General features: G+C 52.8%; 18 protein-coding genes and 2 tRNA genes. 19 read left to right on the top strand and 1 reads right to left on the bottom strand.

Annotation, left to right across the window (positions count from 1 at the left end; translation table 11 throughout):
- The first annotated feature begins 43 nt into the window (after positions 1 to 43).
- The 19 genes from KNP77_RS13850 (at position 44) to lysS (ending at position 17,987) form a co-directional block, all read left to right on the top strand.
- The gene (locus KNP77_RS13850) at positions 44 to 418 is read left to right on the top strand and encodes an FtsB family cell division protein (protein ID WP_071398636.1); all 375 of its coding nucleotides are present in this window, start codon (positions 44 to 46) and stop codon (positions 416 to 418) included.
- Positions 419 to 493: 75 nt separating this feature from the next.
- A complete protein-coding gene (locus KNP77_RS13845) occupies positions 494 to 1,048 on the top strand; it encodes a S1 domain-containing RNA-binding protein (protein WP_070329375.1) in 555 nt (184 codons plus the stop codon).
- Between the two features lie 199 nt (positions 1,049 to 1,247).
- Entirely contained in the window at positions 1,248 to 3,650 is a 2,403-nt protein-coding gene (locus KNP77_RS13840) for a YhgE/Pip family protein (protein WP_251139100.1), read from the top strand.
- A gap of 143 nt (positions 3,651 to 3,793) precedes the next feature.
- A tRNA-Met gene (locus tag KNP77_RS13835) sits at positions 3,794 to 3,870 on the top strand.
- A 9-nt stretch (positions 3,871 to 3,879) separates the two neighbouring features.
- Positions 3,880 to 3,951 (top strand) — tRNA-Glu (locus KNP77_RS13830).
- A gap of 69 nt (positions 3,952 to 4,020) precedes the next feature.
- Positions 4,021 to 5,256, top strand: a complete 1,236-nt coding sequence (gene tilS / locus KNP77_RS13825) for a tRNA lysidine(34) synthetase TilS (RefSeq protein ID WP_251139099.1) — start codon at positions 4,021 to 4,023, stop codon at positions 5,254 to 5,256.
- 35 nt (positions 5,257 to 5,291) lie between these two features.
- Complete coding sequence (hpt, locus tag KNP77_RS13820; protein WP_016509617.1) at positions 5,292 to 5,837, top strand: hypoxanthine phosphoribosyltransferase; 546 nt, start codon at positions 5,292 to 5,294, stop codon at positions 5,835 to 5,837.
- Positions 5,838 to 5,943: 106 nt separating this feature from the next.
- Positions 5,944 to 7,971: an ATP-dependent zinc metalloprotease FtsH gene (ftsH, locus tag KNP77_RS13815; RefSeq protein ID WP_131458693.1), complete on the top strand. Its 2,028-nt coding sequence runs from the start codon at positions 5,944 to 5,946 to the stop codon at positions 7,969 to 7,971.
- A gap of 94 nt (positions 7,972 to 8,065) precedes the next feature.
- Positions 8,066 to 8,830 (top strand): type III pantothenate kinase, encoded by a 765-nt coding sequence (locus KNP77_RS13810; RefSeq protein WP_070329371.1) that lies wholly within the window; start codon positions 8,066 to 8,068, stop codon positions 8,828 to 8,830.
- A gap of 21 nt (positions 8,831 to 8,851) precedes the next feature.
- Positions 8,852 to 9,778, top strand: a complete 927-nt coding sequence (gene hslO, locus KNP77_RS13805) for an Hsp33 family molecular chaperone HslO (RefSeq protein WP_285801030.1) — start codon at positions 8,852 to 8,854, stop codon at positions 9,776 to 9,778.
- Positions 9,779 to 9,864: 86 nt separating this feature from the next.
- Positions 9,865 to 10,818 (top strand): cysteine synthase A, encoded by a 954-nt coding sequence (gene cysK / locus KNP77_RS13800; protein ID WP_214891319.1) that lies wholly within the window; start codon positions 9,865 to 9,867, stop codon positions 10,816 to 10,818.
- A gap of 94 nt (positions 10,819 to 10,912) precedes the next feature.
- On the top strand, positions 10,913 to 12,292 hold the full coding sequence (locus tag KNP77_RS13795; RefSeq protein WP_353048835.1) for an anthranilate synthase component I family protein: 1,380 nt from the start codon (positions 10,913 to 10,915) through the stop codon (positions 12,290 to 12,292).
- On the top strand, positions 12,289 to 12,873 hold the full coding sequence (gene pabA, locus KNP77_RS13790) for an aminodeoxychorismate/anthranilate synthase component II (RefSeq protein ID WP_131490782.1): 585 nt from the start codon (positions 12,289 to 12,291) through the stop codon (positions 12,871 to 12,873). The genes KNP77_RS13795 and pabA overlap by 4 nt, the downstream gene beginning before the upstream one ends.
- Complete coding sequence (locus tag KNP77_RS13785; RefSeq protein ID WP_214891317.1) at positions 12,857 to 13,690, top strand: aminotransferase class IV; 834 nt, start codon at positions 12,857 to 12,859, stop codon at positions 13,688 to 13,690. The genes pabA and KNP77_RS13785 overlap by 17 nt, the downstream gene beginning before the upstream one ends.
- Positions 13,687 to 14,472, top strand: a complete 786-nt coding sequence (folP, locus tag KNP77_RS13780; protein ID WP_131466528.1) for a dihydropteroate synthase — start codon at positions 13,687 to 13,689, stop codon at positions 14,470 to 14,472. Before KNP77_RS13785 ends, folP begins: the two co-directional genes overlap by 4 nt.
- Positions 14,465 to 14,830, top strand: a complete 366-nt coding sequence (gene folB, locus KNP77_RS13775; RefSeq protein ID WP_201739247.1) for a dihydroneopterin aldolase — start codon at positions 14,465 to 14,467, stop codon at positions 14,828 to 14,830. The genes folP and folB overlap by 8 nt, the downstream gene beginning before the upstream one ends.
- Positions 14,827 to 15,330 carry a 2-amino-4-hydroxy-6-hydroxymethyldihydropteridine diphosphokinase gene (folK, locus tag KNP77_RS13770; protein WP_070329364.1) on the top strand — a complete coding sequence of 168 codons (504 nt, stop codon included), beginning with the start codon at positions 14,827 to 14,829 and terminating at the stop codon, positions 15,328 to 15,330. The genes folB and folK overlap by 4 nt, the downstream gene beginning before the upstream one ends.
- Positions 15,331 to 15,352: 22 nt before the next feature.
- Positions 15,353 to 16,348: a tRNA dihydrouridine synthase DusB gene (dusB, locus tag KNP77_RS13765; protein WP_016509635.1), complete on the top strand. Its 996-nt coding sequence runs from the start codon at positions 15,353 to 15,355 to the stop codon at positions 16,346 to 16,348.
- Positions 16,349 to 16,496: 148 nt separating this feature from the next.
- Positions 16,497 to 17,987 (top strand): lysine--tRNA ligase, encoded by a 1,491-nt coding sequence (gene lysS, locus KNP77_RS13760; protein ID WP_070329362.1) that lies wholly within the window; start codon positions 16,497 to 16,499, stop codon positions 17,985 to 17,987.
- A 43-nt stretch (positions 17,988 to 18,030) separates the two neighbouring features.
- Here the strand turns inward: lysS and KNP77_RS13755 are convergent.
- The coding region (locus tag KNP77_RS13755; RefSeq protein WP_214891315.1) for a hypothetical protein at positions 18,031 to 18,298 on the bottom strand (268 nt) is incomplete at its 5' end.

Below are 18,298 nucleotides of genomic sequence, written 5' to 3'. Positions count from 1 at the left end.
AAAAGGTATACTGAATATAATAGGTCAAGAGGAAGGTGATTCGATGAATGGACGTAACCCGATGGAACGCAAACAGCGGATTCGGGCTCTCGACGAACGGAGAGAACAGCTGGAAAAAGAACAGAGCCGGCGACGTATCCATCTTCGACGCCGCCTAGCCGTGGCCTCACTTGTCTTTTTGTTGTTGATTGTCTTCATCGGCCAGAGCTATTTCTCAAAGATCGGATATGTAGCGGATCAAGAGCTAAAGCAAGACGAGGCTCGTGTCGAGCTTCGTGAAACGAAGGAAGAACAAGCGGAGCTAAAAGAGCAGGTTGAACGTTTACAAGACGAAGAATACATCGCCAATCTTGCACGCAACGAGCTGTTGTTCTCGAAAGATGGCGAGATTATTTTTTACTTCTCACCAGAGGAATAAGTAGGTTCGTTGACCGTTGACGAATCGACTCGTATAATTGTAGGGAATCATTCAAAAAAAGGAGTACATTATTTTATGTCAATTGAAGTAGGAAGCAAGGTACAAGGTAAGGTTACAGGGATTACGCATTTCGGAGCGTTCGTAGAGCTCCCTAATGGAAAAACGGGTTTGGTGCACATCAGTGAAGTGGCAGATTCTTATGTCAAAGACATCAATGAAGTCCTAACGGTCGGTCAAGAAGTCACAGTCAAAATCTTGAACATCGAAAGTGATGGCAAAATCGGGTTGTCTATCAAAAAAACTGTCGATCGTCCTGTTAGCGAACGCCCAGAACGTCCAGCCGGCGAACGCTTCTCACGAGGCCCTAGTTCAGGCGGCCCTGGTCAAGGTGGCCCACGTCCGGGCGGTCCCCGTCCAGGTGGTCCTGGTCAAGGTCCACGCGGTGGCGGTGGCCCACGCGGTGGCGGCGGTCCCCGTGGCGGTGGCGGCGCACGTCGTGAAGTACGTCGTGAGCCAGAAACGTTTGATACGTTGATGACCAAGTTCTTGAAAGATAGCGACGAACGCCTTACAACGTTGAAGCGTCAAACTGATTCAAAACGCGGTGGACGTGGAGCCAAGCGCGGGTAACCCTTCGTAAACCATCAGCTTCTACTCGTAACGATAACGCCACGGACACAGGTCCGTGGCTTTTTTTCATGGCGCGACAATTGTCGGCGCTTTTTTTGTTATAAAAAATAACTAAAAAAGGTTGCAATTTTTCGACGGAGCGAGCACAATAGGGAACATGAAAAATAGTTATGTTTTATAAGTAAAGGTGGAGAAACAAATGAACGGATGGAAGTTGTGGAAAGCAGAATGGCAGAGCATCGGTAAAAATCCGCGGGTATGGATTCCGATTCTCGCGGTCGCGCTCGTGCCGCTCATGTATGCGGGCATGTTCTTGTGGGCATTTTGGGACCCTTACGGCCAAATGAAAGATTTGCCCGTCGCGATCGTCAATGATGACCAAGGGGCCACGTTTGAAGGGGAGGAACTCGCTGTCGGTGACGAACTCGTCGATAAGTTGACGACCTCGGAAGCGTTCCAATTCGTCGAAGTGTCGAAAGCAGAAGCGGACGCCGGGTTACAAGATCACGCCTTTTACATGGCAATCGAAATCCCGGATGACTTTTCAGAGAAAGCGACGAGCGCGCTGTCCGCTGATCCTGAGCAATTGGAACTTCGATACATCGCGAACGAGTCGTATAACTTCCTCGCCGCTCAAATCGGAGGTTCGGCGATGGAACAAGTGAAAGGCGAACTGTCGACTGAAGTGACGAAACAGTATGTCAACGCCATGCGGGACGGATTGAAAACCGTCGCTGACGGATTAGATGAAGCCGCAACCGGTGCGACGGAGCTTGCTGACGGATCAACGACCGCTAAAGAAGGGGCCGTTAAGCTAGCGGACGGCTCGCGACTGCTAGCTTCAAAACAGCAGGAACTAGCGGACGGCGCAGCCAAGCTCGATGACGGACTCGGTGCGCTTGAGTCTGGGACGGCTGATCTCGTCGACGGGAGCCAGCGTATCCAAACTGGGAGTTCCACGCTGTCAGACGGTGTCCATCGTGTCGACGCCGGGGCCGCCGTGCTAAAAGACGGTACGACTCAGCTCGTCGACGGAACGAGCGCGTTCTCTTCGAAGTTAGGCGAGTTGCATAGCGGGACGCAACAGCTTGACGCTGGAATTCATGAACTCGCAGCCGGACTCGAGGACGCACAGGCCGGAAGCGGCCAACTCGTCAACGGCTCGAGCACACTCGCAGAAGCGCTTAGTGCGGCTAGTGCCGGAAACGAAGCACTTGTAGCGGGAACGGTAGGTGTCACCGCTGGCATTGACCAAATGAAAACGGAGTTGTTAGGCCAGCAAGAGCAACTGATCGCCAAGTTGTCTGCGCTCGCCGAATCCGGTACGCCCGCAACGCCAGACATGTTGCAAGCGCTCGTCGCCGAGCTGTCTACAGGCATGCAGGCAACGGAAGCAGGATTCACATCGCTTTCAGAGGGCGCGTCTCGTGTCACGGAAGGCCAAACGGCACTCGGGGACGGGTTGGGACAAGCAGAAGCCGGTGCCACTGAACTCGCGGCCGGATTGGTTGCGTTGAATGACGGACAGACTCAGCTCGTCAACGGGGCCGCGGCGCTGAGCGAGGGGTCAAGCCAAATCGAGCAAGGTGCCAAAACCGCGATGGATCGTTCGGGTGAACTTGCATCGGCAAGCGTTCAATTGAACGAAGGGGTGGCGACGCTTCATGACGGGACGACAGAACTGGCGTCGGGGAGTGATCAATTGGCTGACGCCACGCTCGCCTTGTCTGAAGGAAGTACGAAACTCGCCAACGGGGTCAAAACGGCCGGTCAAGGAACGGGTACCATCGCTGAAGAGGCATCGCGTCTGGCCGAAGGGGGTCAAGCGCTCGGTTCTGGAAGTTCGGACCTGGCGGAAGGTCTGACTGAACTAGAGTCGGGTAACGGAAAACTTCGTGACGCCTTACTCTCGGGTGCGGAATCGGCTGACGTCGACATCCGCGATGAGAACGTTGAAATGATGGCGGGGCCGATTCAAATCGTGAACGACTCGATTCATCACGTACCGAACTACGGGACAGGATTTGCACCATACTTCATGTCGCTCGGTCTCTTTGTCGGGGCGCTCTTGTTGTCAATCGTCTATCCGCTCTATGATCCGGCTGGCAAACCGAAGCGGAGTTTATCTTGGTTGTTATCGAAATCGGGCGTATTAATCGTCATCGGTTTCGTTCAGGCGCTCGTCTTAAACGTGGCGATGATGGCGTTGCTCGGACTCGAGGTCGAGTCACCGCTTCTCTTCTTCGGTTTCAGCTGGCTCGTCAGTATTACGTTCTTATTGATTGTTCAGTTGCTCGTCACGACGCTCGGGAACCCGGGACGGTTCGTTGCCATCGTCTTATTGATTCTTCAATTGACGACGTCGGCCGGGACGTTCCCGCTTGAATTGATTCCACGTGCCTTGCAGCCGTTCAACGCGTTACTTCCAATGACGTATACGGTGGCCGGCTATAAAGAGATTTTGTCGGCGGACGGGCTCAGTTATTTACAAGGGGCGATTCTATACTTGGCGCTCGTGTCGGTCGGTTGCTTCTTCTTGCTCTGGGGATATTTCCGCATCGCTTGGAAGAAAAAATATCGACCGGCTCCGTCGGAAGCGTGATGCACAATCAACCGAAAATCGTGTATAGTATATGAGATGGCACTATACACGTTTTTTTGTGAAAAAAGTTTTAAAAAAGAATTGACACGAACGTGGCTACTGGTTATTATAGAAAATGTGCTTAGGACACAACACAATAACATGGCGGTGTAGCTCAGCTGGCTAGAGCGTACGGTTCATACCCGTGAGGTCGTGGGTTCGACTCCCTCCGCCGCTACCATTTTATTTAGGCCCGTTGGTCAAGCGGTTAAGACACCGCCCTTTCACGGCGGTAACACGGGTTCGAATCCCGTACGGGTCACTTACCTAAGCGAAAAGAAGCCATCTCAACTTGAGATGGCTTCTTTTGTTATATCAAGGAGGAGCGACGATGACGAAAGTGTTGGTGGCCGTATCGGGTGGGATGGATTCGATCGTCTTGTTAGACCGCGTCGTGAGAAGCGGTGCTGATGTCGGGGTCGCCCACGTCCATCATGGACTTAGGCCTGAGTCCGATGAAGAGTTCGAGTTCGTGAGACAGTTGGCGAAAGCGTACGGTGTGCCGTTTCACGGGAAGCGTCTTGCGTTTCCGGGCGGGGGATCGCAAGCCGTCTATCGGGCGGCACGGTATGCATTTTTTGAAACGGTCATGCTTGAAGACGGGTATACCGAACTGATGACGGCTCATCACAGCGATGACGAGCTCGAAACGGTACTCATCCAGCTTCATCGAAACGTCGTCGAAGTGACGGGGATCCCGGAACGTCGTCCGTTCGCCGGAGGGACAATCGTTCGTCCGTTGCTGACGGAAACAAAACAACAGCTCTTGGCGTACGCGTTAGCGAACGGACTCGTCTGGCGAGAAGACGCGACGAATGAGCAGACGGATTATTTGCGCAACAAGATCAGACACCACATCGTCCCGCAGTTCCTTGATGTTTGGCCGAACGTGGTTCAAGACGTCGGTAGCGCGGCCCGTCGGCAGCGTGAGCTCTGGCATAAGCGCTACGACGGCGTCGGGAAGTGGATGGTGCGCCACGTCCGTTGTAATATGAAAACGTTTCATGTGAAACTTGAAGACGTGGCCGGTTTGAACGAACCCGAACGATACGTACTCGGCCGACTCTTATCGGCTAGATATGGTGTCGAGATGGGCGAAGCCATCCGTCGTCTCCTCGGTAGTCCAAAAGGAACAGGACGATACGACCTTGAAGGCGGCGCGCGCCTGCAAAAGTATGATGGGGTGATCAGCCTCGTCACGGAGGCACGACCGGATTCGTCACAAGCGCCGGATGAACACATGGTGTTAAGCGTCCCGGCCCGTCTATCGTTCGGCAATCGCGACGTCTCGCTCGAAGTCGTCACAGGCAAGGACGGGATCCCCCTCGAGGCGCTCACATTCCCGTTGACCGTCCGCTCCGTCCGGCCAGGGGATGTGATGAAACTCTCGATCGGGACGAAAAAAGTCGCCCGAATCTTGGTCGATGCGAAAATCCGGCGTGAAAATCGTCCGTTTGTCCCCTTAGTAGTTGACGCGACAGGGAGGATTGTCGCTATAGTAGGAGTAAGAGTTTCGGATTTTCCGGATAAGTCAGATGCGATTTGCCCACGATTAATGGTAAAATGATGATTGTGTCGGATTAGAAAGAGGAGGATTTCAAGATGTCATTAATGAACGATATGGAAAAGGTGCTTATTTCAAGTGAAGAGATTCAAGTAAAGGTGAAAGAACTCGCGACAACGCTCAGCGAAGAATATAAAGAAGAGTTTCCGCTTCTCGTTTGCGTATTGAAAGGCGCGATGCCGTTCATGTCAGACCTTGTCAAAGAAATGGACATCCATTTAGAGATGGACTTCATGGACGTATCGACGTATCACGGTGGAACGTCATCGACAGGTGAAGTGAAAATCGAGAAAGATTTAAACACGTCTGTAGAAGGACGAGACATCTTGATTGTAGAAGATATCATTGATAGCGGGCTCACGCTCGGCTATCTCGTCGATCTCCTCAAATATCGGAAAGCCAAGTCGGTGAAGATCGTTACGTTGCTCGATAAACCGACGGGTCGCAAGAACGGTCTATCGGCAGACTATAGCGGTTTCGTGATTCCGCACGAGTTTGTCGTCGGCTACGGTCTCGATTACGAAGAGAAATATCGTAACCTTCCTTACGTCGGTGTGCTCAAGCCGAGTGTTTACGGGGGCTAACGTTTTTCTTTTGAAAATGTGACGTGTTAAGATAAAAGAAATATCCCAAAGTATACACATATACTGAATGGGCGAGAACATCGTTTCTCGGAATAGGAGGCAGAGAATGAATCGTGCAGTGAAAAACACCTTAGTGTTCGGTGTGATTTTCCTGGCCTTGATCTTGTTCCTTCAATATTTACAGAACCCGAGTAGCCAGAGCGAAACGCTCTCTTATTCGAAGTTCTTGGAATATGTGGAAGATGATCGGATCGAAACGGCAACCGTACAGGAAATCCCGGGAGCCATCTCAATTACAGGTGACCTTACAGGAGACGAAGACCAGCGTTACGAAACGAATATCCCGGCTAACGAGGCCGAATACGCCGAAGTGCTCTCGCAACTTCGTGCGAATACCGACATTCAAATCGAAGAGTCAGAGTCGAGTGGTAGCTGGTTTAGCATCGTATTCGCGATCTTACCGTTTATCATCATCTTCATCTTGTTCTTCTTCTTGCTCAACCAAGCCCAAGGCGGCGGTGGCGGCGGTCGTGTGATGAACTTCGGGAAATCGAAGGCGAAACTCTACGACCAAGAAAAACGTCGTGTAACGTTTGATGACGTTGCCGGGGCGGATGAGGAGAAACAAGAACTCATCGAAGTCGTCGAATTCTTGAAAGACCCTCGCAAGTTCTCGAGACTTGGAGCACGGATTCCAAAAGGCGTCTTGCTCGTCGGTCCTCCGGGAACAGGTAAGACGTTACTCGCTCGTGCAGCTGCGGGAGAAGCCGGTGTACCGTTCTTCTCGATCTCAGGTTCTGACTTCGTCGAAATGTTCGTCGGTGTCGGGGCGTCGCGTGTCCGCGACTTGTTCGAGAACGCGAAAAAGAACGCACCGTGTATCATCTTCATCGATGAGATCGATGCGGTCGGACGCCAGCGTGGTGCCGGTCTTGGTGGCGGCCACGACGAGCGTGAGCAAACGCTCAACCAACTTCTCGTCGAGATGGATGGATTTAGTGACAACGAAGGAATCATCATGATTGCCGCGACGAACCGTCCGGACATTCTTGACCCGGCCCTTCTTCGTCCAGGTCGATTCGACCGTCAAATCACGGTTGACCGCCCGGATGTTAAAGGCCGTGAAGCAGTACTCAAAGTTCACGCCCGTAACAAACCGCTCGATTCGACAGTTGACTTGAAGTCGATCGCTCAGCGGACGCCTGGATTCTCAGGTGCTGACCTTGAAAACTTGTTGAACGAAGCAGCGCTCGTCGCAGCCCGGTCTGACCGTTCAGCGGTCTCGGTCGTGGATGTCGAGGAAGCGATTGACCGTGTCATCGCTGGTCCTTCTAAGAAGAGCCGCGTCATCTCGGAGAAAGAACGCCAAATCGTCGCCTATCATGAGGCGGGTCACACGATTATCGGGATTGAACTCGAGAACGCAGACGAAGTGCACAAAGTGACAATCGTTCCACGTGGAAACGCTGGCGGATACGTCGTCATGCTTCCGAAAGAAGATCGTTACTTCATGACGAAACCTGAACTCGAAGATAAAATCGTTGGTCTCCTCGGGGGCCGCGTGGCGGAAGACGTCATCTTCGGTGAAGTATCGACAGGAGCAAGCAATGACTTCCAACGCGCGACTGGTATCGCTCGGAAGATGGTCATGGATTACGGGATGAGCGACAAGCTCGGACCGCTCCAACTTGGATCGAACCATGGAGGACAAGTCTTCTTAGGTCGCGATTTCCAAACGGAACAAAACTACTCGGATGCGATTGCACAAGATATCGACCTCGAGATTCGGGACATCATCAACCGTTGTTACGCGAAAGCGAAACAGATTTTGACGGACCGTAAAGACGATCTCGAGCTCGTCGCGAAGACGTTGCTCGAAGTCGAGACGCTCGATTCGAAACAGATTCGTCACTTGATCAAGACGCGCGAATATCTTCCGCACGAACCGGAAGAGCCGTCTGAACCATCGAAAGATGATGCAAGCGATGAGGCGAAGAAAGATGAGGCGGCCGTCAAGCACGGACAAGTCATCGATCAGCCTGGAGTCGTTCAAGAAGCGAAGCCGGACGTTGTCCCTGAAGGCGATAAGCCGGAAGCGACACCGACGGAACGCCCGAACAACGAATCACGGTAAGTGTAAGAGACGAATGCCCTAAATAAGGCATTCGTCTTTTTTCGTGTTATAATTCGAGCGAACTGTAATTGACAACAAAGTGAGGAACCATATCATGATTTTAGTGATCGATGTTGGGAATACAAATATTGTCCTCGGGATGTACGATGGTGAGACGCTCGTCCATCATTGGCGCATCTCGACGGACCGCACGAAAACGACCGATGAGTACGGTATGCTCGTCAAGTCGCTGTTTGACCACTCGAACGTCTCGTTTGACCAAATCGACGGCGTCATTTTGTCTTCGGTTGTTCCACCAGTCATCTTCCCGCTCGAACAGATGTCACAGCGCTACTTCAACGTCCGGCCGATCGTCGTCGGTCCTGGCGTGAAAACAGGTCTCGACATCCACGTCGACAATCCGCGTGAAGTCGGGGCGGACCGCATCGTCAACGCGGTCGCAGGTATTGCCAAGTACGACGGTCCATTGATCATTGTCGACTTCGGTACGGCGACGACGTATTGCTACATCGATGACAAACGCCGTTATCACGGCGGGATCATCTCCCCAGGGATTATGATCTCGGTCGAGGCGCTCTATCAACGGGCCGCGAAATTACCGCGCATCGAGCTCGCGACCCCGCCGACCGTCGTCGGGAAAAATACGATACAAGCGATGCAATCGGGCACGTATTACGGGTATGTCGCCCAAGTCGACGGTATCGTCAGTCGCGTCAAGCGTGAAGTCGGGGAAGCGACCGTCATCGCGACAGGTGGGCTGGCCCGTTTGATCAGTGAACATGCCGAAACGATTGACGTCGTCGACTCGTTCTTGACGCTCGATGGACTTCGTCTCATCTATGAGCGCAACCAGAAATAAACTTTAAAGGAGTTACTCAATATGATTCAACCAGAACAACAAGCGTTACTTGACCAAATGAAAGACGACTATCTCGTCCGTGCCCTCGGGTTCGGTGGAGAAGTCCGGGCGTTCGCCGTACGGACGACGAAAACGATTTTCGAAACGCAACTTCGCCATCAGACGACACCGGTCGCCTCAGCTGCACTCGGTCGGACGATGACGATCGGGACGATGATCGGTTCAATGCAAAAAGGAGCCGCGCGCGTCACCCTTAAAGTCGAAGGCGATGGACCAATCGGGAAAATCATCGTCGATGCGGACACGGCAGGAGACGTTCGCGGATACGTGTCACATCCACGTGTCGAAGGCGGCACGTTCGTCAACGACCACGGATTGACGAAGTTGAAAGTTGGCGAAGTCGTCGGCCGAGGCACGGTCTCGGTCATCAAAGACCTCGGTCTAAAAGACTTCGTTGGCGGTTCGTCCGAAATTCAAACAGGTGAGATCAGTGAAGACTTCACGTACTACTTCGCGACGTCGGAACAAGTGCCTTCAGTCGTCGGAGCAGGCGTGCTCGTGCTTCCGGAAGATGAATCGATTTTAGCTGCCGGCGGGATTATCGTCCAGTTGATGCCGGACGCTTCAGAGCAAACGATTCAAGCGTTAGAAAACGCATTGAAGACGTTCCCGCCAGTGTCGGTCCTCATCGGAGAAGAGAAGACGCCGGAAGAGATGCTGCATATGCTCCTCGGAGATAGCTTAGAAGTGCTCGACCACAAACCGATACAGTTCAACTGTACGTGTAGCCGCGATCGGATGGAGAGTGCGATCATCGGGCTCGGTACCGAAGAGATCCGTCAAATGATCGAAGAAGATGGCGGCGCTGAAGCAGTTTGCCACTTCTGTGGCGAAAAGTATCACTTCTCGGCTGAACAGCTCGAAGTTATGAAACAGCTAGCACGCTGAGGCTGTCGTTCCAAATTGCATATTTTCAATCCGATAGGGTATTATTACAATATCGGAATAGTCGGAATTATGAAGGAGGAAATGAAATGCGTATCGTAGATTCAGTGACAGACTTAATTGGCAAGACTCCAATCGTGAAGTTGAACGGGCTGACTGGCCCGGATGACGCGACGGTTTACATGAAGTTAGAATATATGAACCCTGGTTCGAGTGTAAAAGACCGGATCGCTTTAGCGATGATCGAGGCCGCTGAGGAAGAAGGCGTCTTAAAACCGGGTGACACAATCATCGAGCCGACGAGTGGGAACACGGGCATCGGACTCGCGATGGTCAGTGCCGCTAAAGGCTATAAGGCAATTCTCGTCATGCCGGAAACGATGAGTATGGAACGACGCAATCTGCTTCGTGGATACGGTGCCGAGCTGATTTTGACGCCTGGTCCTGAAGGGATGGGCGGAGCGATCCGTCGGGCGACAGAAGAAGCTGAGAAAAACGGCTACTTCCTCCCGCAACAATTCAATAATGCGGCCAACCCGAACGTCCATGAAATGACGACCGGCCCTGAGATCGTTGATGCGTTCGACGCGTCAGGTCTTCAAGTCGATGCTTTTATCGCCGGTGTCGGTACAGGCGGAACGATCACAGGAGCGGGTAAAGTATTGAAAGCCCACTATCCAGACGTGCAAATTTTAGCGGTCGAACCGGTCGACTCTCCAGTCTTATCTGGCGGGAAGCCAGGACCTCATAAAATTCAAGGCATCGGGGCCGGCTTTATCCCGTCGATTTTAGACACTGAGATTTACGAAGGTGTCCTTCAAATCACGACAGAGCAGGCGTTCGAATACGCGCGTCTCGCGGCTCGGACGAACGGTGTGCTCGGTGGCATCTCGTCAGGTGCAGCCATCGCGGCCGCGGTCGATACGGCGAAGCGCCTTGGAAAAGGCAAAAACGTGCTCGCGATCATCCCGTCAAACGGAGAACGCTACCTTAGCACGCCGCTCTATCAGTTCGACGAAGAATCAGATAGCGTTCGCGCATAAACAAACGGCAGTTACCAGAAGACATCTTCTTTCGGTAACTGCCTTTTCTTGTGTACAATTAGAGGCATGAATGAGTGGAACGGGGGGATTTGACGTGAGAACGACAGCGTTCAAAACGATGCGAACGACAAAAGAGAGAATGTATGAGACGTATATGACGTTGACGGAAGCGGGCGAGCGCTATGCGTGGCTCGAGAGCGGGAGGGCTGGACGTTACACGATGGCCGGAATCGAGCCGTTCGGTGCGCTTCACGTGAAAGATGGGACTGGAACGCTCGTCATTTCAGATAAGACCGAGACGTTTTATGGCCAACCGCTCGACATCGTCGAGCAAGTGCGGGCCCGTTACGTTGCCGCAAGACCAGAAGGAGCACCGCCATTCTTCGGCGGGATGATCGGTTATGTCAGTTACGATGTCGCCCGGACACTCGAACGCTTGCCGCGTCAAGCGGAAGATGATTTAGGGACGCCCGACGTCTCGTTCTTGTTGTTTGACGAAGTGGCGGTATTCGACGAAGCGACGTCGCTCCTCTATTTGCTAGTCACCGCCGATGAAGAAGTAGAAGCGAAGCTCAAGCGCTGGGCTGCCCTATGGCAGACAGAGACGCATTACGCGTTCGGACCGGTCGCGCAAGCGCCGCTCGAGCGAGCGCGGTCTCTATCGCAAGGTGAATTCGTCGAAGCTGTGCAGAAAATTCAAGACTACATCGTCGAAGGCGACGTGTTCCAAGTGAATCTGAGCGTCCGCCAATCGGAAGCGCTGCTCGCGGACCCGCGCCACGTCTATGACACGTTGCGCCAAATGAATCCTTCACCGTATATGGGATACTTCGTCGACGATTTTTTGACGATGGTGTCGGCCTCGCCAGAACTGTTGATTGAGAAACACGGGACGTCGATCTCGACACGCCCGATCGCCGGGACACGGCCGCGAGGACGGGACGAGGCAGAAGATATGGAACTAGCGCGGACGTTGCTCGACAACGAGAAAGAGCGGGCCGAGCACGTCATGCTCGTTGATTTGGAGCGGAACGACCTCGGGAAAGTGGCCGCTTATGGGACGGTGCACGTCGACGAATTGATGGTCATCGAGAAGTACTCACACGTACAGCACATCGTTTCGAACGTGCGCGGCACGATGCGAGACGGTGTGTCCGGGTCAGAGGCGCTCGGGGCGATGTTCCCGGGCGGAACGATTACCGGTGCCCCGAAAATTCGGACGATGGAAATCATTGAGGAACTCGAACCGGTTCGACGTGGGATTTACACGGGGTCGTTCGGCTGGATCAGTTGGGACGACGACCTCGTCTTTAACATCACGATTCGGACGATGGTCGTCAAAGACGGGATGGCCCACGTCCAGGCCGGGGCGGGGATCGTCATCGACTCCGACCCGGTCGCTGAATATGAAGAATCGTTGTCGAAAGCGAAGGCGCTATGGGCCGCGAAAGAAATGACGGAGGCGACGGTATGATTTTACTCATCGATAACTACGACTCATTCACGTACAACTTGGTTCAATACTTTGGTGAGCTCGGAGAGGACTTGATCGTGCGTCGTAATGACGACGTTACGATCGAAGAGATTAAACAGATGGGTCCGAGTTATCTCGTCATCTCGCCAGGTCCGCGGACGCCGAGCGAAGCGGGAATCAGCGTCGACGCGATTCGGACGTTTGCTGGGAAGATCCCGATTTTCGGGGTGTGTCTCGGTCACCAAGCGATCGGTCAGGCGTTCGGCGGGAAAGTCGTCCATGCGGACCGCCTCATGCACGGGAAGACGTCACCGATCGAACATGACGGCAAGACGTTATTTAAAGACATCCCACAGCAGACGATCGTGACGCGTTATCATTCGCTTGCCGTCGAGCGGGCTTCATTGCCGTCCTGTTTAGAAGTGACGGCTGAGACGAGCACGGGAGAGATCATGGCGCTACGCCATAAAGAATTGCCGATCGAGGGCGTCCAATTTCATCCTGAAGCCATCTTGACGGAACATGGGAAAGACATGATTAAAAATTTTATCGAGGCGTATCGTCATGTGGCTTTGGCATAACGGCGAACTGCGCGGCAGTTCAGAAGTGACGGTGCCGGTTCAGGACCACGGTTTTTTGTACGGGATGGGATTGTTCGAGACGTTCCGGACGTTTGACGGGGTCCCGTTCTTGTTCGACCTCCATTGGGACAGGCTTGAGAAAAGCATGGACGCTCTTTGGATCGATCTACCTTATACGAAGCAGGAGATCGTGCAGGCGATTCAAGACGTCGTGCGTCAAAACGAGGCGCCGAACTTATATATTCGACTGAACGTCTCCGCCGGTGTCGCTCCGCTCGGTCTGCACGACGGGCGTTACTCACGGCCGAACGTGACGCTGCTCGTCAAACCGTTATCGGACACGTTCGAACCGACCGAGAAACGGCTTGAGGCAATCCCGTTTCCGAGAAGTCGACCGGAAGCGGCGTTTCGTTTGAAGTCGCATCACTATATGAACAACATCCTTGGAAAACGGGCCTTGGTCGACCGGGAAGCGGAAGGTTTGTTCGCGGACGAGGCGGGACGTGTCGTCGAGGGACTCGTCTCAAACATCTTTTGGGTGGAACAGGATGGGCGGCTATGGACGACGCCGCTTGAGACCGGGGCGCTTGCCGGCGTGACCCGGCACTGGCTGATGGAGACGTTTGACGTGCTCGAGCGTGATGTGACGTTTAAAGAACTCGAGCAAGCGTCCGAAATTTGGCTCACGAACTCGGTGCAACAAATCGCACCGGTCACCGCTTATGCCGGCCGGACGTATCCAGGCAAGCAGGGTGCTCGATTTACAGCGTGTTGGTCCGAGTTACGACGAGCAATTGAAAGTGAGGGAACAGCATGACAAAAATTATGGGCATTTTAAACGTGACGCCAGATTCGTTTTCAGACGGTGGGCGTTATAACGCAGTCGAGCAAGCGCTCGAACACGCTAAACGGCTCGTTCAGGACGGGGCCGATGCGATCGACGTCGGAGGCGAGTCGACAAGGCCGGGCGCACAGTTCGTCACGGCGGATCAAGAGATCGCCCGCGTCGTCCCGGTCATTCGCCGCCTGAAAGAGGAGCTTGACGTCCTGATCTCGATCGATACGTACAAACCTATCGTTGCGCGAGCGGCACTTGAAGCAGGCGCTGACATCATCAATGACGTGTGGGGGTCGAAGTGGGACGATCAATCGATGGCGGAAGTGGCCAAAGAGTTTAACGTCCCGATCATTTTGATGCATAATCGAGACAATCGAAACTATGGACACTTCATCGAAGAAGTCGTCGGCGACATACAAGAATCAATCGCGATCGCTCGTGCCGCCGGTGTTCGTGATGACCAGATTTGGTTAGACCCCGGCATCGGCTTCGCCAAAGACTACAACCAAAACTTAGAGCTCATGAATCGGCTCGACGTCATCACGAATCTCGGGTTCCCCGTTCTGCTCGGGACGTCACGTAAGTCGTTCATCGGCCAGACACTTGATTTACCGACCGAGGAGCGGGTCGAAGGGACGGTCGCGACGACATGTCTCGGGATTGTGAAGGGGTGCGCCTGGGTACGGGTGCATGATGTGTTAGAGAACAAACGGGCGTCACGGATGATGGATGCGATGTTAGGAGGCGGACAAGTTGGATAAGATGTTTGTGAACGGGATGCGTTTTTACGGTTACCACGGTGTATTTGAAGAAGAGAACCGGCTCGGTCAGCGATTTAATATTGATTTGATGTGTGAGTTAGACCTGACCCCTGCCGGCCAGTCCGATAATTTGGAGGACGGCGTCAGCTATGCCGGACTCTATCAACTGACAGAAGACATCGTCACAGGCGAAGCGGTCAACTTACTCGAAGCACTCGGTGAACGGATCACGACGGCCGTGCTCGCCCACAGTGACAAGATTCAAAGTGTGACGGTCAAGGTCATCAAACCGGACCCGCCGATTCCGGGTCATTATGATTCAGTCGCGATTGAGATGACGCGGAGGCGTAACGGATGATGTATGTGGCGCTTGGTTCGAATATCGGTGAACGGGAGCGTTATTTGTTCGGTGCCCTTCAAGAGATGGAGGCGGCCGGTCTTCATGTGACGAAGCAATCGAATGTATACGAGACGGCACCGGTCGGCTATACAGATCAACCATCGTTTTATAACATGGTCGTCGAAGTCGAGACATCGCTAGGGGCGGACGATGCGCTCGTTCGTCTCCAACAGGTTGAGCGCGGTCTTGGGAGAGAGCGTCTGTTTAAGAACGGGCCGCGTACGATCGACCTTGACATCTTGCTCTATAACGGCGAATATATACAATCGAAGCACTTAACTGTTCCGCATCCGCGAATGCATGAACGTGCTTTTGTCCTTGCCCCGCTCGCGGAGATTGCTCCGACGCTCGAGGTTAATGGGAAGACGGTACGACAATTATGCGACGCCTTGCCGGAATCGGAGCGGCGCGACGTCGTACGTCTACAGTCGTTAACGTCATTAGTCGGTTCTGTTTAACGCTATTGAAGGAAGTGAAGCAATGTCAGGGTTCAAAATTGGTAACGTTGATATAAAAAATCGGGCGGTCCTCGCCCCGATGGCCGGAGTGACGAACCCGGCATTTCGTTTGATTGCGAAGGAATTCGGTGCCGGACTCGTTTGTGCGGAGATGGTCAGCGACAAAGGGATTTTATTTGAAAACGCGAGAACGCTGCGCATGTTATACGTCGATGAGCGCGAAAAGCCGCTCAGCCTGCAAATTTTTGGCGGTTCGAAAGACACGCTCGTGAAAGCGGCGCAATACGTGGATCAAAACACGAACGCCGATATCATCGACATCAACATGGGGTGTCCGGTCCCGAAAGTCACGAAATGTGAAGCGGGTGCCAAGTGGCTCCTCGATCCGGATAAGGTTTATGAGATGGTGAACGCTGTATCGAAGGCGGTGGACAAACCTGTGACCGTCAAGATGCGCACCGGCTGGGACAGTCAGCACATCTACCTCCTAGATAACGTCAGAGCGGCCGAATCCGGTGGCGCGGCGGCGATCGCGATTCACGGACGGACGCGGTCCCAATTGTATGAAGGAACAGCCAACTGGGAGCTTATTGGTGAGGCGAAGAAAATTGCGGGCATCCCGATTATCGGGAACGGTGATATTACGACGCCGCAACAAGCGAAGCATGCCCTCGACCATTACGGTGTCGATGCGGTCATGATCGGGCGGGCTGCCCTCGGAAATCCATGGATGCTCTATCAGACGGTGCAGTACCTCGAGACGGGTGAACTTCCGGCCGAGCCGGAGGCACGCGAGAAAATTGACATTTGCATGCTGCATCTCGATCGTTTGATCGACTTGAAAGGCGAGGTGGCGGCAGTTCGTGAAATGCGTCAACACGTGGCCTGGTACTTGAAAGGTCTCAAAGGGAACGGGCCGGTCCGTAAGCAAGTCTTCGAGTTGGAATCACGGGATGCCGTCGGGAGTGTGCTCTACGATTTCGTCGGACAGATCGAGAACGCGCCACAAGAAGTGTGAACTAGTGTAAAAAAGTGATTTATGGTAAGCTTGTTTGGCGAAAAAGTGATACGCAAAGAGCGAACAGCTTAGGCTGTGCTGTTGGCCGTGAGGTCGACAGCTTTTTGTTAGGACCAAACCCAATATGTATAGAGGAGTGAATGGAGTAGTGAGTCACGAGTTGGAAATGAACGACCAAATGCAGGTTCGATTTGAAAAGATGACTGAGATGCGTGCGCAAGGACTCGACCCGTTCGGACATCGGTTCGAACGCTCAGCCCATGCCGGTGAATTACATGAGCAATATGAAGCGATTGAGAAAGAGGCGCTCGCTGAGCAAGACGTAGAAGTCACGCTCGCGGGACGGATTATGACGAAACGTGGAAAAGGGAAGGTTTTCTTCGCCCACATCCAAGATGTCACGGGACAGGTTCAAATTTATGTCCGTAAAAATGACGTAGGGGATGAGGCGTTTGATTTGTTCAAATCGTCTGACCTCGGTGATATTGTCGGCGTGAAAGGTAAGCTGTTCAAAACGAATGTTGGCGAGTTATCGATTCACGTCGAGACGTTTGAACTTTTGACGAAAGCGCTCCGTCCGCTTCCAGACAAATATCATGGCTTAAAAGATGTCGAACAACGTTATCGTCAACGTTATCTCGATTTGATCACGAACAATGATTCGCGCCAAACATTCATTTTGCGTAGCCGAATCATTTCAGAGATCCGTAACTTCTTGAACCATCGCGGTTACTTAGAAGTTGAGACACCGATGCTCCATACGATTGCAGGCGGAGCAGCTGCCCGTCCGTTCCTGACGCACCATAACGCCCTCGATATGGAACTTTATATGCGCATCGCGATCGAGCTTCACTTGAAGCGCCTCATCGTCGGTGGCCTTGAGCGTGTTTATGAGATTGGCCGTGTCTTCCGTAACGAAGGGATCTCGACACGACATAACCCAGAGTTCACAATGATCGAGCTCTATGAAGCGTACGCTGATTACAACGACATCATGGATTTGACAGAAGAACTCGTTGCGCACGTTGCTAAAGAAGTACTCGGTACGACAGACGTGAAGTATGGAGAAGATACGATCCATCTTGGTGTCGGTTGGAAGCGGGCCCATATGGTCGACTTGGTTAAAGAAGAGATGGGTGTCGACTTCTGGCAGCAGATGTCTGATGAACAGGCACGTGAACTTGCGAAAGAGCACGGGGTAGAAGTCCAAGACCATATGACGTTCGGTCATATCGTCAACGAGTTCTTCGAACAAAAAATCGAAGAGACGTTGCTTCAACCTACGTTCGTCACGGGACATCCGGTCGAAGTGTCGCCGCTTGCGAAGAAGAACGATCAAGACCCGCGCTTCACAGATCGCTTCGAGCTGTTCATCGTTCGTCGTGAACACGCGAACGCGTTCACAGAGTTGAACGATCCAATCGATCAACGCGAGCGCTTCGAAGCCCAACTACTTGAAAAAGAAGCTGGGAACGATGAGGCCCATGAACTTGATAATGACTTCCTAGAAGCGCTCGAGTACGGGATGCCGCCAACAGGTGGTCTCGGAATCGGGATTGACCGTCTTGTCATGTTGCTCACAGACGCACCATCGATTCGCGACGTATTGCTCTTCCCGACAATGCGTCACCAACAGTAACAAGTTACGACCTCTCACCATTGCGGTGAGAGGTTTTTGGTTTCTACAGCCAAGCCATAACGTGGCAGGAAACTTTTTCAGAAAAACTTTTGCCGAAACTATTGCATTCTATTTGAGGATGGGTTAAAGTAATAAACGTTGCCGCTGATGGCAGCGGAAAAGAATTAAAAAAGTGGTTGACAACTGTGTCGATGACTTGTAATATTGTAAGAGTCGTTAAGAGCGGCAGACGAACTTTGAAAACTGAACGATGAGGCAAAAAAAGTTTTACAAGTTTTGATTGAAGCGCAAGCTTCGTCATTTTCAAGAGC

The sequence above is a fragment of the Exiguobacterium sp. s142 genome (assembly GCF_018618455.1).
Taxonomy (GTDB): domain Bacteria; phylum Bacillota; class Bacilli; order Exiguobacteriales; family Exiguobacteriaceae; genus Exiguobacterium; species Exiguobacterium aurantiacum_A.
Note: the sequence above shows the minus strand (reverse complement) of the source record. Positions and strands in the feature narration are given on the sequence as shown.